This is a genomic window from Mycobacterium sp. (assembly GCF_040509115.1).
Taxonomy (GTDB): domain Bacteria; phylum Actinomycetota; class Actinomycetes; order Mycobacteriales; family Mycobacteriaceae; genus Mycobacterium.
The window spans coordinates 1-13,712 of sequence record NZ_JBEVLO010000322.1; the positions used below are offsets into that span (position 1 = coordinate 1).

Genomic DNA, 13,712 nt, shown 5'->3' on the forward strand with positions numbered 1-13,712 from the left:
GGTGGGATTCGGTCCCACCCGAGCGTCGCCGAGAGTTGCTCGACGACTGGCCCGAGCGGATGGGAAACCTCAACGGCATTCCCGTCGCGGAACGCGACTACGCCAATCAGATCGTCATGCGGCAGGACATCGCTCGCCCCGCCGAGGTGGCCAAGTCACGTGGGGTGTCCGTCGACGAGGTACTGGCGCACCCCGGCCTCTACGGGATGAACCCGGAGATGATGGCCCGCTACCACAACGCCACGAAGGTTCGGGATGCGCTGAGCCAAGATTCGAAGAACACGGGTGGCGCCCAGACGTACCTGCAGGTGTACGAGCCCGCGAAGTTCGGCGGTGATGGCCGCGCGGCGATCGCGATCGGCAACCCCGACCAGGCACCGAACACCGCGGTCGTCGTCCCCGGCACGGGGAACAGCGTCGAGTCGGGCTGGCTCGGCGGCAGCGACGCGGTCGAGCTCTACAGGGAGGCCAACGCCGCCGACCGGGCCAATGCCACCGCGGTCGTCGCGTGGATGGGGTACGACGCCCCCGATGCCCTCTACGATCCGCGGGTGGGTGCGACCGCCCTGGCGCAGGAGGGCGGTCAGATGCTGGCCGCAGACGTCAACGCGCTCAACGCCACTCACCAAGGCGACGGTCACATGACCGTACTGGGGCACTCCTACGGATCGACCACCGTGGCCGACGCGTCCGCCGGCTACGGCATGCACACCGACGACGTGGTGCTGGTCGGATGCCCGGGCACCGACATGGCCAGCAGCGCCGCCGACTTCCACCTCAACGAGGGTGGGCACCTCTACGTCGGTGCCGCCTCAACCGACCCGGTGACCAAGTTGGGGTCCATCCCCCAGATCCCGCTTCCAGGAACGGGTTTCAGTGTGTCACTGGGTGACGACCCGGCCATGGACGGCTACGGCTCGACCCGATTCAAGGCCGAGGTGCCGGGGATTACCACGCCATGGGGCGACCACAGCCAGTACTACGCGCCCCAGAGCGAGTCCCTGTTCAGCATGTCCGACATCGTCTCCGGCCACGGGAGCGCGCTCGAGCACGACGGCATGACCGCGCCGCACCGCAGCACCATGCTCGACGAGCTCGGAAGGCTCTTCCCCATCGTGCCAACCTTCAGCGACCCCGAGCTGTTTCGGCCGGGGACCACCGGGCACACCCACCAGTAGTCCTGAGGATCTCGAATCAAGATGCCAAAACCACGTGGCCGCAACAGGAGTGCAGCATTCGTCCCAGTCGCAACCGTCGCGGTGGTGGCGACCCTGGCGGCCCTAGTATCCGGATGTGGAACGGTGAGCTGGATCATGAACGACGGCGTGTCGAACCCGATCACCCCCGAGGAATCCAAGGCCCAGGTCGTCGATGCGGCGAAGGAGATCGTCGGCATCCTCGACCTGCCCGTCGTCGAACCGGTGTTCTGGCGGGCCTCCTGCAACGACCAGGGCGATCCGCCGTTCCGTGGGCAGGCGCGCATCGGCTACCCACTGGCCCCGAGCTTCGAGGCCGCCGACGCCGAGGACGCCGAGTTGATCGAGCGCCTCAGAAGTCAAGGCTGGACCACGGATCCCGATGCCGTCACTCACGGCACCGCACTGAAGAGGAACGGCGTGGTGGCCCTGTTCCGCCCGCAGAACGCCGGAACCCCGACCCGGGGAATCGATCTCTACGGCGAGTGCCGCGACGTGACGACCACCAGGGACACCAAGGGGACCACCGAGGATCTCGACCTGTCGTCGTAACCGTCAGGGCAAGACTGGCGCGGGTTGGGGCAGCGGATTGGCGCCTTCGGGACGCAACCCGTCGAAGATGATGGCGAGGTACCGCTGCCACAGTTCCGGCGGAGGGTCCGACAGGTTGTCCACCACGTGAATCGGTGCGCACATCAGCAGGAAGACGTCAGTGCCGGTGACGTCCGACCGGATCGCACCGGATTCGCGTGCCCGAGCAACGAGTACTTCGATGCACGCGCGTAGTTCGTCTCGCGCCTCGGTCACCCGCGAGTCGCCTTCGCTGGCCGATTGCAGGAAGGTCAGGTCGTGCTGTCGGCGTTGGTCCGCGGCCACGGTCAGGAACTCGAGTAGCGCAGCACCCGGATCTGACGAGTCCGACAGCCGCCGGGCGACGTCGATGAGCGTGGCCACGTGTCCGCCGACGATCGACGCGATGAGGTCTTCCTTCGTCGCGAAGTGACGGAACACGGTGCCCTTCGCGACACCCGCACGCCGGGCGATGTCGGCGACCGAGGCCGAGATGCCGCGTTCGGCGAACTCGTCCTCGGCGGCGGCCAGTAGCAGCTCACGGTTCCTGGCTGCATCCACACGCAGTGGGCGAACAGACGACGTCACCCCCGCAGCCTACCAAGTTGACCGATCGGTCATCTTGTTGTTACCGTCGGCTGGTCAACATGACCGCATGGTCATCTTTCGTGAAGCTGGAGGATCGCATGAAGCTGCAAGCTGCCACCGCCCTTGTCACCGGCGCGAATCGTGGGATCGGCCACCACTTCGCCGTGGAACTGGTGCGGCGCGGGGCCAAGGTGTACGCCGCCGCGCGCCGCCCCGAGCTCGTGCAGATCCCCGGCGCCGAGGTGGTCGGAGTGGACATCACCGACCAGTCCTCGATCGACGCCGTCGCGAAGCTCGCCGGCGACGTCGACGTGTTGATCAACAACGCGGCGGATACCAACGGCGGGAACCTGGTGACCGGCGACATGGCCGCGATCCGATCGACCATGGACACCAACTACTACGGCACGCTCGCCATGATTCGGGCCTTCGCACCGATCCTGGCTCGCAATGGCGGCGGCGCCATCCTCAACGTCCTGTCGGCAGCGGCGTGGAACACCGTCGATGGCAACGCCGCCTACGCCGCGGCGAAATCCGCCGAGTGGGGATTGACCAATGGTGTCCGGGTCGAACTCGCCGGCCAGAACACCCTCGTCGCCGCCCTGGTGCCCGGACTGATCGGCACCCAGACGCTGCTGGACTACGCCGCGCGCGCCGGCGTCGAACTTCCCGAAGACGCCGTGGTCGACCCGGCCGACCTGGTGCGGTTGGCTCTCGACGGCCTCGAAGCCGGAGACATCGAGATCCTCGACCACCTCGGCGCCAAGGCCAAGGCCACGCTGGCCGGTCCCCCGCGGGCCTTCTCCTGGTAGCCGTGGCCTCCTGGTAACCGTGGCCTCCTGGTAACCGCGGCCCCGTACGTCAGGCCAGACGAGGGAACACGCCCGTCGCGTTGTCGCGATTGATCGCCACGCTCTGGTCGCCGGCTCCGGCGTCGAGGAGTTCGGTGAACCGCGTGCCCACGAACGCGGGGGCGTAGGGGAAGTCGCTGCCGTAGAGGATGCGCGCGGGATCGGCGAAGGCAAGGAAACTCGGCAGGGCGTACGCACTGGACGACAGTGCGGTATCGAAGTAGAACCGCTTGAACTTGGCTTCGAGTTCGTCTGCCGAGGGCCCCTGCTGATCGAGCCCGGATTGCAGCAGGCAGAACCGGGTGACCGCATAGGGCAGGAACCCGCCGGCGTGCGAGAGGATGATCTTGAGACGCGGATAGTCGTCGAGCACGCCGTTGAACACCATGTGCACTGCCGTGCGGGTCGAGTCGAAGGGGTAGTCCACCAAGGGTCCCGGCACGCCGGGAAGGGTGGGGATCAGCGGGTGGCCGGGATGGACGAACACCACGGCGGAGCGCTCGTCGAGCGCGCGCCACAGTGGCGCGTATTGCGGGTCACCGAGGTAGACGCCGTCGTAGTTGGTCAGTAGCACCACGCCGTCGGCCTTGAGTTCGTCGAGCGCGAAGCGCGCCTCGGCGACGGCGCCGTCGACGTCGGGCAGCGGCAGCGTCGCGAAGTTGCCGAAACGCGTGGGCCGCTCGGCCACCAGGGCGGCCACGTATTCGTTGACTCTGCGGGCCATCTCGCCGCGCTGCTCGGCCGGCCAACCCACGACGCTCGGTGCAGTCAGGGACAGGATGCTGGTGGCGATCTGATTTCGGTCCATGAAGTCCAGATGGATGTCCGGACTCCACGACGGCAGCATCCAGCCGGCGGGATCGCCGCCGTGGTCGGGCAACGCCTCACCCCAGAAGGGCGGGATGACATGGGTGTGCACGTCGATTCGTTCGGCAGGGGTTGTCACGCGAGTTACTCCTTCGAGTTGGGGAGAACGGCGCCCAGCCGTCCCACTCCGTTGATCAGCTTCATCAGTAGTAGGCGAGCGTCTCGACGCCGCTACCTACCTCCACAACGTCCTGCACTTCTCCGCTGGGCAGGTCGATCGCGGTGAGGGTGCCGTCACCCTGATTGGCGATCACGACGCTCCGACCGTCGGGAGCGAAGGCCATGTCCATGGGTTGGCTGCCAACGGGCACCGTCGCCCGAACGCGGAAGCCGGCGTCAAGGCCGGCGTCAAGGATGGTGGCGAGGTCTTCGTCAACGCTGGTCACGACCAGGTACCGCCCATCGGGGCTGTAGCGGGCTATCTGGGCAGGCCGAGTGTTGCCAGTGAGCGGCACGGTACGCACGATCGCGTCGTCGGCGGTGTCGAGGATCACCAGCTCGGGTCGAGCGGCGCTGACGAGGACGACGGTCGTGCCGTCGGGATGCATTGCGAGGCCTGCCAATCCGCCGGGGGCTGGCACGTCGGGCAATCGTCTGCGATGGCGCAAATCGATCACCGTCGCGAATGCGTCCTCCTCGTTCTCGGTATAGAGCTTGGAGCCGTCGGGAAGCACTTCGATGCGGTGGGCGTTCGTCGATCCGACCGCGATGACCGCGCGGTGTTCGCCGGTGACGGCATCGAGTTCGATCACGACGCCGCTGTCCTCGCAGACGCAGTACAGCTCGCCACGTGGACCCCACCGCAGTCCGTGGGGCGCGAGATAGGGAGCCACGGTCAGGTCGTCCAGCCGCTCTCGCCGTTCCAGGTCCACCACGACGATGTGGTTTCCGGGGTGGGGGTTGTCGCCGTGGCGGCCGTCACCGTAGATGGGCGCGTAGGCGGTGCTCCCATCCGGTGCGATCGCCAATTCGTGCACGTTGGGCTCGAATCCCTCTAGTGCGGAGCGTATTTCGAACGTCTGCGGATTCAGGAACAGGATCTGATTGCCGACCTTGTCCACCGCGATCACACCGCGGGTACCCATCGCAATGCCAGGACTCTTCATCGCTTCCTCAGCGCTCCGCGCGGTACGGCCGCAGGAACTCGTCAAGCAGGGCCAGCACTTCGTCGGGTGCCTCTTCGGCGGGAAAGTGGCCGACCCCGTCGAGCACCACACTTCGCACATCGTCGCCCGCAGGTGCGAGGGCAGCTTCGATCGAATCACCCAGCGAGCGGCCGCCGGCGACCGTCAAGACTGGCATGGGGAGCTTCGTCGACTTGCGACGGGCGTTCTGTTCGAGGGTCCCGTCCAGGTCGCGGTACGGCCCGAAGCTGGCGTGCAGCGCTTCCGGTCCGGTGGAGAGCGCCTCGATGTACACGTCGACGGCGCAGGCATCCAGCGGTTTCGCCGCCTTGTTCTCGAATTGCCAACCGAAGAACAATCGCTCGCGACCTTCGACGAGGCGCTCGTTGAGATCGGCGAGCCGGTTGAAGGTGAAGTGCCACAGGCCGTTGATGGCCGCTTGGGCCGAGAACACTTCGGGCGATGCGGCCAGGCCGGGGATCTGGGCCTCCATCAGGACCAGGCGGTCGACCCGTTCGGGGTAATCGGAGGCCAATGCGTAGCCAGTCCACATCCCCACGTCGTGGCCGATGAGCGCAAAGCGGTCGTGGCCGAGCGCTGCCATCAAGCCAACCGCGTCGGCGGCGAGGGTGGCCGTGTCATAGCCATCGGCCGGCTTGTCGGATCGGCCGATTCCGCGTGGGTCGATGGCCACGACGCGAAAGTCGCTGGCCAGCGCCGGCATCAGCAGCCGCCACGCGTACCAGGTCTGCGGCCAGCCCGGCAGCAACAGTAGGGGCGGCCCATCGCCTCCCACGACGGCATGCAACCGCAACCCGCCGGTGTCGACGAAGCGGCTGGTGAACGTGGCAGCGAAACCCGTTGGCAGGCCGGGGCTGTCGGTTACGGTCCCGGCTCCGACTGCGCGGTCGCCGACGTTGGGCGATGGACTGGGACCGGTAGCGGTGTCGTCCATGGGTTCGTACGCTAGCACATCTTTGACCAATCGGTACAGGACGCCTAGACTGAACCGGGAACGCGAAGGTGCGGCATCTCGGTGGGGAATCGCGCAACGGTTGACCGCGGGCAATGCCGTCTGGGCCGCGAGGCGTCGCAGGAGGGGTTGCCGAAACATGGCCGGTCGTAAGCAGTTCGACGTCGATGCAGCTGTCGAGCAGGCGATGCGGGTGTTCTGGCAAAACGGATACGCCGGAGCGTCCCTTGAGCAGTTGAGCGCAGCGACAGGTCTGGGCCGCGGATCACTCTACGGAACCTTCGGCAGCAAGGACGGGCTCTTCCTCAAGGCCCTGCAACGGTATTCGGAGAACTACGGTGCGCGGTTCGACGCCGCACTCGCGCACGCCGACGATGATCCGGTGGGCGCCGTCGAGGCATTCTTCGGCGTGGTGCTGGCCCGCATCGAAGACCCCACCGTTCCCGATGGTTGTTTGATCGCGCAGTCGACCATCTCGTCCCCGACGTTGGAACCGGCCACGGCGACCCGCGTCAGGGAGATGCTGCACAGGCAACAGGCGCGCGTCAGGTCAGCTCTCGCTCAGGCGCATTCCGACCCGGCACTGATCGACGAACTCGCCACGTACGTCGTTGCCGTCACCCAATCCCTTGCCGTCCTCAGCCGCAGTGGTATGTCCATCGAGCAGCTGCGCTCCACAGTCCGGCTCGCCTGCGACACGATCGCCCAAAAGCTCGCCGAACCAGCCCGGTGAGGCGACGGGAGGTCACGGGCCCCTTCCGTTTCCGGTGAGTCCGCGTCTGAATGGCCAGTCGGGCTAGCTGAGGGCAGCGATGTCGGCGAGTGAAAGTGCTTCGCCCTTGGTACTGGCATTCTCGTAGTGCGCCGGTCCTAGCCGCGCGCGTGTTTCAGTCAGCATTCGTTGGGTGAGCTCTCGCCGGGGCCAGACCATGGCGGCGCGCCGTGTTTGCATTCGTGCCGCGGCGTAGAACTGGGCTGCCTGCTCGTGCCGCCCCAACAACGTTTCGTAGTTGGCACGGATCTCGATGAACATGCCGGCCGTGGCGCCGCCGACGCGCAGGTGTGCCCGCATGACCCTGCCCACCCAGGGAACGCCGCGAGTGGGCTGTTCATTCTGGAGGGCCGCGGCCAAGGGTGCCGCGGCGGCGATCCAGCAGGCGGTTTCGTTGTTCACGGCTTTGGCCCGCTGATAGACGATTTCGGCTCGGCTGGCGGCTTCGTCGAGGTGGCCGGTGGCGATCATCGCCATGCAGGCGCAGGACTCGGCGAGGATGTCCAATTGCGGATCGTCGGCGCGTTGGGCGAGGGTCGTCAAAGCGTCATTGACGTCGATCACCAAGTCATGGACTTCGTGCACCCATACCGCCGCGGCCAAGGTCACCAGCGCTTCACCGACTTCGACTACGCGGTCCGCGGGAACGCGGGCGGTGTCTTGCAGCGCTGAGGCGATGCGGGGGCGGGACGCGTCGACGCGCCCTTGCACTGCAAGTGCGGCGGCCAGTGCGACGGCCGTAGTGATGCGTTCGGTGACGGCGACATCGTCGGCAAGATCGTGGGCGAGTTGCAGCCATCGTCCGGCCTCGACGACCTTGGCGCGAAAGTACCAATAGAACGTCAGCGGCGGTGCGAGGCGACAACCTCGAGGATCGGGCCGTTCGATCAAGACGTCGGCCAGCGTTGCCCGCACCGTGGCGTAGTCCTCGTCAAGGGTCTGAAACCATTCGATTTCTGCGGGGCTGCCAAGTCGAGGACGGTCCGCGACCAGGTTGCAGATCCAGGCATTTCGGTGCGCGATCGTGGGTGCGAGTTCGCCTGCGTCGCAGAGGGCTTGGCGGGCGTGGGCACGCACGGTGGCGAGCTGGTTGAACATCGTGTGCCGAGCCGCCCCAGGGTGGGATGCGTTTGACGTCAGCATCGAGCGGTGCACTAGCCGGGCGAGCAGATCACCCACCTCGTCGAACGACAGGTCGGGTGCCACGGCGGCCGCCGCGTCGTGGGTGAAGGGGCCCGGCAGCACGGCGAGGCGTCGGTGCATCACTCGTTCTTCGGTGCTGAGCAGGTCATGGCTCCACTGGATGGTCGAGCGCATCGTGGCCCTGTGGTCGGGTATACGGCCGGTTCGGCCAGGGCGGCGCATCTGGCCAGGGTCTGCCGTCACTTGCGCCAGGATGTCCTCGAGCCGGTAGCTGCGCGCCCTGGCTGCGGCCAGTTCAATCGCCAAGGGCAATCCGTCCACGGCGGCGCAGATCGCGGCGGCCAGGTCGATGGTCTCGGCGTCGACCAGCAGTGACGGCGTTACGCCACGCAAACGTCTCAAGAACAGCTGCACGGCAGGTGCTTCGGCGTCGTCGTCATGTTCTTCTCGCTGCGGCACGCCCGTGGTGAGCGCGAGAGGTTGCAGGGTCCACGTCGTCTCACCGGCGACATCGATGGGCTCGCGGCTGGTGGCCAGTATCCGGCAGCGGCAGGTGATGACGTCGCTCATCTGCCCGAGCGTGGCCTCCACGACCCGAGCGACGGCGTCGAGCACGTGTTCGCAGTTGTCGAAGACGACCAGCAATTGGCGGTCTCGTAGGTAATGGATGAGGTCTTCGAATGGTGTGGCCGACGGTGAGGCGGAGAAGCCGATCGTGGAGACGATGGCGTCCACGACGAGGTCGGCGTCGGTGACCGCAGACAGGTCGACGAACCAGACCCCGTCAGGAAAGTCGTTGGCCGTCCGCCAGGCCACCTCGATTGCCAGTCGGGTCTTGCCGCAACCGGCGGCGCCCACGATGGTCACGAGTCCATCGCGGCTGAGCAACGCAGTGACGTCGTCGAGTTCACTGTCGCGTCCGATCAGTGCGTCCAGTACGGCCGGCAGTCGCACTTCCACCGGCCTCGACGAACCGACGTCGGCAGGGGCGGCCCGCAGACTGTCGTCGTGATCGAGGATCTTGCGCTGGAGGATAAGCAGTTCGGGTCCGGGCTCGGTACCAATCTCCTCGACGAGAGTGGCCCGGATGTCTTGGAAGACGTTGAGTGCCTGCTTGATTCGCCCGCTTCGGTATAGAGCCAGCATCTGCTGTGCTCGCAGGTGTTCACGAAACGGCGCCGCGGCAACGAGGGGCTCGAGATCCGCCAGGGCCCTATCGGGTTCACCCGCGGCCAAGAGGGCATCGATTCGTCGTTCGCTGACGTGGTTGCGTAATTCGGTCAGTCGCGCCACCGCCGGTTGAGCCCAGTCGTGTTCGCCGAGTGCTCCATAGGGGTCGCCGCGCCACAACGCCAGGGCGTCGTCTGCGCGCTTCACGGCCTGCAGGTACCGCCCCGCGGTGAGCTGATCGTGCACGTCACTGGCCATCTGCTCGAACAGCAACGAGTCGACGCCGTGCCCGTGGGCGTTGAGTCGGTACCCGCCGGCCTCGTTGACCAGCACCGACGGCGGCTGGCGGATTCCGCGGCCAGGTTCCAAGACCTGGCGGAGCCGCCACACGTGCGACTCCAGCGTCGACGTCGTGCCCGTCGTCACCCGATCGCCCCAGACGACGTCCATCAAGGCCTCGATGGACACGCGCCGGTTCGCGTTGATCACCAGCAGGGCCAGCAGCGCCGCGGACTTGGAACCGCCGACCGGACGTTCCACGCCGTCGACTTCGACGATCAACGCGCCGAGGTCACGCACCCGCATACTTCACCGTAATCGTCTGTGCGTGCTGATGGGAGCGGGGTGGGAGCGAAGTTGGAGTCGCTGCTGTCAGGGTTCACCCACGGTCACCCACCCGAGGGCGATCACAACCCGTAGGAGTCACCATGCCGGTCTACCAATGCGTCACTGCCGGGGTCGATCTCACCGATCAGCAGCGCGATCAGATCGCTCGAGGCATCACCACCATCCATCACGAGGAGACCCAGGCCCCCGAACCGTTCATCCGTGTCGCGTTCACTCCCCTTCCGCTGGGGCTGATGTACACCGCTGGCAAGGTCGAGCCCTCGGTCATCGTCAACGCCGGCATCCGGTACGGCCGCAGCGAAGTCACCCGACGCAAGATCATGGGACGTCTGCACCAGCTGATCATCGAGGTCACCGCAGAGCCCGTCGACCACGTCGTCATCGTCGTCAGTGACACTCCCAACGAGTGGTGCATGGAGGCCGGCATCGTGCTTCCCGAACCCACCCCCGAAGCCGAGGCTGCCTGGTTCAAGGAATTACAGGACGCCCTGCCTGAGCGACTGGGTGCCCGCAGCCCGTCGGCCCCGAGCGGTGACTACGACAGCCGACGCCCAGATCAGGGAGCCGAACTCGATGCCATCGGTGCCCGTGACGTTGGTTGACGGGTGGGTCGCCTTAGGCGATCGGTGTGATTGAGCCGGGCCGGCGCTGCTGGGACTAGGCTGAACGTAATCCTGTCCAAACACGTTTGTTTGCAGGAAGGTTCGACGCTGATGCGTGGTTCGACCGAAGGGAACGGGCAAAGATGAAGGATTCGCTCTCGTCGGGGTTGCAAATCGAAGTTCTGCCCGCAGAAGCGGCGAGCGATGTGAATACGATGCAGCAGATCGTTGACTTGGTAAATCAGGTGTATGCCGTTGCAGAGGATGGCTTTTGGCAGCAGGGCGCCACTCGCACCACTCTCGAGGAAGTCATCGGGTTCACGCAGGCCGGACAGATCGTCGTCGCCCGACTCGGCGGCACCGTCGTGGGTTCGATTCGCGTTCAACACCTCGACTCCGACACCGGTGAGACGGGAATGTTGGTAGCCGATCAAAACCACCGTGGCATGGGAATAGGGCGCGAACTACGCCGTTTCGTCACCGACCTGCTCCGGCGCGATGGCATCACTACCTTGCAGATCGAGCTCCTCGTCCCGCGAAACTGGACACGAGAATCAAAGGTGTTCATGGCGGACTGGAACGCGCGCTCGGGTTACAAGGTGGTCCGCCAAGGCAGGTTCGAAGACCAATATCCGCACCTCGCACCACAGCTCGCGACGCCATGCGACTTCATCATCTACAACAAAGCCATCTGACGGACTAGGGGGATTTGACCCGTCGCCGTGACACCAAAGAGTTGCGGTCTGGACTTCCTTTCTGACTACACTGCACGGTGTAGTTTAATAGAGTTAGCATCCGGCGCACAGTTGGGGAAGTCATGAAGATGAGCAAGGAAGCCCGCGAGCAGTTTCTGGCCAGCGTTCACGTCGGCGTGATCGCCGTTGAGCGCCCAGCTCGGGCCCCGTTGGCGGTGGCGATCTGGTACGCCTATGAGCCCGGCGGTGAGGTATCCATCTTTTCAACCGAGGACGACCTCAAGGTCAAGCTGATCCGAGCGGCTGGGCGATTCTCCATCACGGCCCAGCAAGAGCAGTTGCCGTACAAATACGTCACCGTCGAGGGCGACGTCACGACGATCGAGCCAGCTGATGAAGCCGAGGCCCGCGCCGTCGCGATCCGGTACCTGGGTCAGGATGCTGGCAACCGGTTCGCCGACGCCAACCAGCACGCGAACACGCAATCGTCGGTCTGCATCCGCATGCAACCCAAGAACTGGCTTAGCAGCGACTTCTCCGACGTCGTCGGCCAACTCGACGTCGCCGGCGGCTAGATTTCACACCGGGTCTCAGTTCCTGATTGCGCGAGCCGGTCACCCGGCAGCTACTGGTAGGCCCGCACGAAGACATCCACGCCGTCGACCAAGATCTCGTCGACTTCGCCCGACGCGACAGGGTAGGCCCGTTCCAGCGTCTCGAAGGCGAGTTGGAGCGTCAGGGCAACGAAATGCTGTGCGGCACGGCGCGGTTTGTCGGTGTTGATGACGCCGACCTGTGCCCACTCCTCGATTCGACGGACGAATAGATCCATACCGACGCCGATGGCCGATTCGCGGTCCTGCTGCCATGAGCCGCGACGAACGGACAGGCGACGGTAATGGACATAGTCGGAGGACGGGAAGGCCTCCAGAACGATGCAGCGCGCGAAATCCAGCAGGCGTTCGCGCAGGTCTCCGGTAGCGCTGGCGTCGCGGTCGAGAGCGATTTGAACGGTGGCCGTCAATCTGTCGCCCACCGCCTCGAGGACCGCGGCGAAGACCGTCTCCTTATCGCCGAAGTGGTCGTACACGGTCCTCTTCGAGACTCCGGCTCGCGCGGCGATCGCATCAACGCTGGCTAGCTCGTAACCCTGCGTCACGAACAACTCGCGGGCGGCTTCCAGCATGGCGCTGCGCTTCTCGATCGAGCGACCGCGCCTCCCCTCGCCACCGGACGTTGATGTCATATCACCAATTCCTAGCTGGTCGGCGGGACATTCCCAAACTACACTGCACGGTGTAGTTTTGTATGGAATTCACTTAGGTGCTACATCGCCACCTCGGAAGGGACACTCGTGAATCTTGGTTTGACTGGCCGTCGCGCGCTGATCACCGGCGGCTCCAAAGGCATAGGCTTCGCCACCGCCAAGTTGTTCGCCGCCGAGGGTGCCGACCTGTGCCTGGTGGCGCGGGACGCCGATGGCCTCGCCGACGCGGCGGACAGCCTTCGCGCACTGTCGAGGACGAGTGTCTCGACGTTGACCGCCGACCTGTCGCAGGCATCGGAACGGGAACGCACCTGCGAAGCCTTTCCCGACGTCGACATCCTGGTGAACAACGCGGGGTCCATCCCCATCGGCTCCATCGACCAGATCGACGACCAGGCGTGGCAGCAGGGGTGGGATCTAAAGGTTCATGGCTATATCGACCTCACCCGCCGCTACCTAGGGACCATGCGCGCGCGGCAACAGGGCGTCATCGTCAACGTAATCGGTGCCAGCGGAGAGCGACTCCTGGACTCCTACGTGGCGGGCAGCACTGGGAATACCGCACTGATGGCCTTCACCCGGATCGCGGGCTCGAAGAGCCCGTCATTCGGGGTTCGCGTCGTCGGGGTCAACCCGGGACTGGTCGCATCCGAACGCGTAGACCACCTCGCCGCAGGCAACGACGAGGCCGGCGACCAAGCCCCCACTCCTGGGTTCCGGATTCCGTTCGGACGCCTCGCCACACCGGAGGAGATCGCAGCCAGTGTCGTCTTCCTGTCCTCGGATCTCTCGTCATACACCAGCGGCACGATCTTGACCATCGACGGCGGCTTCACCAACCAGAGCGACTCCGCCTTGGGGGCATCACCGAGCTGAGGGCGCTCTCCTCTGATGACGCGATGGAAGCTTGAAGGTCATTTCCGTCAAGGTTATCCTGACAGCGCGAATGTCAGGACAACCCTGACACATGGGGAAGGGCTGGGGACCATGAGCAAAGCAGTGTCGGCAGTGATGTACTGCTCGTTCTGCGGGCGTGAATCGCGCCAGGTCAAGACGCTGATCAGCGGTCACGGCGTGTACATCTGCGGCGACTGCGTCACCAAATGTGTTGCGATTGTCGAGGATCGACCTGATCGAGACACGCTCCCGCTGCGGGATCGTGAGGACTACTCGGATGACGAATTGCTCGACGAGATCCCGCGCGTCGCAGCTACGACGGCCAACGTCGAGGCAGACCTACGTGCCCGCGTGGACGAGCTTCGGCGGC

The 13,712-nt window shown here is 65.5% G+C and carries 15 protein-coding genes; 9 read left to right on the top strand and 6 right to left on the bottom strand.

The window, feature by feature from the left end:
* Positions 1–1,178: alpha/beta hydrolase (locus ABW137_RS22595; RefSeq protein WP_526403682.1), on the top strand; the 1,178-nt coding region annotated here is incomplete at its 5' end.
* A gap of 21 nt (positions 1,179–1,199) precedes the next feature.
* Positions 1,200–1,748, top strand: coding sequence for a lipoprotein LppJ family protein (locus ABW137_RS22600; protein ID WP_526403683.1), 549 nt, complete (start codon positions 1,200–1,202; stop codon positions 1,746–1,748).
* 3 nt (positions 1,749–1,751) lie between these two features.
* Here the strand turns inward: ABW137_RS22600 and ABW137_RS22605 are convergent, their stop codons facing one another.
* The gene (locus tag ABW137_RS22605; RefSeq protein WP_526403684.1) at positions 1,752–2,354 is read right to left on the bottom strand and encodes a TetR/AcrR family transcriptional regulator; all 603 of its coding nucleotides are present in this window, start codon (positions 2,352–2,354) and stop codon (positions 1,752–1,754) included.
* 98 nt (positions 2,355–2,452) lie between these two features.
* Between ABW137_RS22605 and ABW137_RS22610 the strand changes: the two genes are divergently transcribed.
* Positions 2,453–3,166, top strand: coding sequence for an SDR family NAD(P)-dependent oxidoreductase (locus ABW137_RS22610; protein WP_526403685.1), 714 nt, complete (start codon positions 2,453–2,455; stop codon positions 3,164–3,166).
* Between the two features lie 49 nt (positions 3,167–3,215).
* On the opposite strand, the gene ABW137_RS22615 is transcribed toward ABW137_RS22610, so the two are convergent.
* From ABW137_RS22615 to ABW137_RS22625, 3 genes are all read right to left on the bottom strand, one after another.
* Entirely contained in the window at positions 3,216–4,151 is a 936-nt protein-coding gene (locus ABW137_RS22615) for an amidohydrolase family protein (RefSeq protein WP_526403686.1), read from the bottom strand.
* Between the two features lie 64 nt (positions 4,152–4,215).
* On the bottom strand, positions 4,216–5,178 hold the full coding sequence (locus ABW137_RS22620) for a YncE family protein (protein ID WP_526403687.1): 963 nt from the start codon (positions 5,176–5,178) through the stop codon (positions 4,216–4,218).
* 7 nt (positions 5,179–5,185) lie between these two features.
* On the bottom strand, positions 5,186–6,151 hold the full coding sequence (locus ABW137_RS22625; RefSeq protein ID WP_526403688.1) for an alpha/beta fold hydrolase: 966 nt from the start codon (positions 6,149–6,151) through the stop codon (positions 5,186–5,188).
* A 157-nt stretch (positions 6,152–6,308) separates the two neighbouring features.
* Here ABW137_RS22625 and ABW137_RS22630 point away from each other — a divergent pair, with 157 nt between their 5' ends.
* Positions 6,309–6,902, top strand: coding sequence for a TetR/AcrR family transcriptional regulator (locus ABW137_RS22630; protein WP_526403689.1), 594 nt, complete (start codon positions 6,309–6,311; stop codon positions 6,900–6,902).
* 63 nt (positions 6,903–6,965) lie between these two features.
* Here the strand turns inward: ABW137_RS22630 and ABW137_RS22635 are convergent, their stop codons facing one another.
* Positions 6,966–9,839: an AfsR/SARP family transcriptional regulator gene (locus ABW137_RS22635; protein WP_526403690.1), complete on the bottom strand. Its 2,874-nt coding sequence runs from the start codon at positions 9,837–9,839 to the stop codon at positions 6,966–6,968.
* A 122-nt stretch (positions 9,840–9,961) separates the two neighbouring features.
* Between ABW137_RS22635 and ABW137_RS22640 the strand changes: the two genes are divergently transcribed.
* The 3 genes from ABW137_RS22640 (at position 9,962) to ABW137_RS22650 (ending at position 11,753) form a co-directional block, all read left to right on the top strand.
* Entirely contained in the window at positions 9,962–10,483 is a 522-nt protein-coding gene (locus ABW137_RS22640; RefSeq protein ID WP_526403691.1) for a tautomerase family protein, read from the top strand.
* A gap of 143 nt (positions 10,484–10,626) precedes the next feature.
* Positions 10,627–11,178 carry a GNAT family N-acetyltransferase gene (locus ABW137_RS22645; RefSeq protein WP_526403692.1) on the top strand — a complete coding sequence of 184 codons (552 nt, stop codon included), beginning with the start codon at positions 10,627–10,629 and terminating at the stop codon, positions 11,176–11,178.
* A 128-nt stretch (positions 11,179–11,306) separates the two neighbouring features.
* Positions 11,307–11,753, top strand: a complete 447-nt coding sequence (locus tag ABW137_RS22650; protein WP_526403696.1) for a pyridoxamine 5'-phosphate oxidase family protein — start codon at positions 11,307–11,309, stop codon at positions 11,751–11,753.
* Between the two features lie 50 nt (positions 11,754–11,803).
* On the opposite strand, the gene ABW137_RS22655 is transcribed toward ABW137_RS22650, so the two are convergent.
* Positions 11,804–12,364, bottom strand: a complete 561-nt coding sequence (locus ABW137_RS22655) for a TetR/AcrR family transcriptional regulator (protein WP_526403693.1) — start codon at positions 12,362–12,364, stop codon at positions 11,804–11,806.
* Between the two features lie 168 nt (positions 12,365–12,532).
* Between ABW137_RS22655 and ABW137_RS22660 the strand changes: the two genes are divergently transcribed.
* On the top strand, positions 12,533–13,321 hold the full coding sequence (locus ABW137_RS22660) for an SDR family NAD(P)-dependent oxidoreductase (RefSeq protein WP_526403694.1): 789 nt from the start codon (positions 12,533–12,535) through the stop codon (positions 13,319–13,321).
* A 111-nt stretch (positions 13,322–13,432) separates the two neighbouring features.
* The coding region (locus tag ABW137_RS22665) for a ClpX C4-type zinc finger protein (RefSeq protein WP_526403695.1) at positions 13,433–13,712 on the top strand (280 nt) is incomplete at its 3' end.

Coding starts and splice junctions, on each gene's coding strand:
- ABW137_RS22600 (WP_526403683.1), top strand. CDS start 1,200: ATGCCAAAACCACGTGGCCGCAACAGGAGTGCAGCATTCGTCCCAGTC.
- ABW137_RS22610 (WP_526403685.1), top strand. CDS start 2,453: ATGAAGCTGCAAGCTGCCACCGCCCTTGTCACCGGCGCGAATCGTGGG.
- ABW137_RS22620 (WP_526403687.1), bottom strand. CDS start 5,178: ATGAAGAGTCCTGGCATTGCGATGGGTACCCGCGGTGTGATCGCGGTG.
- ABW137_RS22625 (WP_526403688.1), bottom strand. CDS start 6,151: ATGGACGACACCGCTACCGGTCCCAGTCCATCGCCCAACGTCGGCGAC.
- ABW137_RS22630 (WP_526403689.1), top strand. CDS start 6,309: ATGGCCGGTCGTAAGCAGTTCGACGTCGATGCAGCTGTCGAGCAGGCG.
- ABW137_RS22635 (WP_526403690.1), bottom strand. CDS start 9,839: ATGCGGGTGCGTGACCTCGGCGCGTTGATCGTCGAAGTCGACGGCGTG.
- ABW137_RS22640 (WP_526403691.1), top strand. CDS start 9,962: ATGCCGGTCTACCAATGCGTCACTGCCGGGGTCGATCTCACCGATCAG.
- ABW137_RS22645 (WP_526403692.1), top strand. CDS start 10,627: ATGAAGGATTCGCTCTCGTCGGGGTTGCAAATCGAAGTTCTGCCCGCA.
- ABW137_RS22650 (WP_526403696.1), top strand. CDS start 11,307: ATGAGCAAGGAAGCCCGCGAGCAGTTTCTGGCCAGCGTTCACGTCGGC.
- ABW137_RS22655 (WP_526403693.1), bottom strand. CDS start 12,364: ATGCTGGAAGCCGCCCGCGAGTTGTTCGTGACGCAGGGTTACGAGCTA.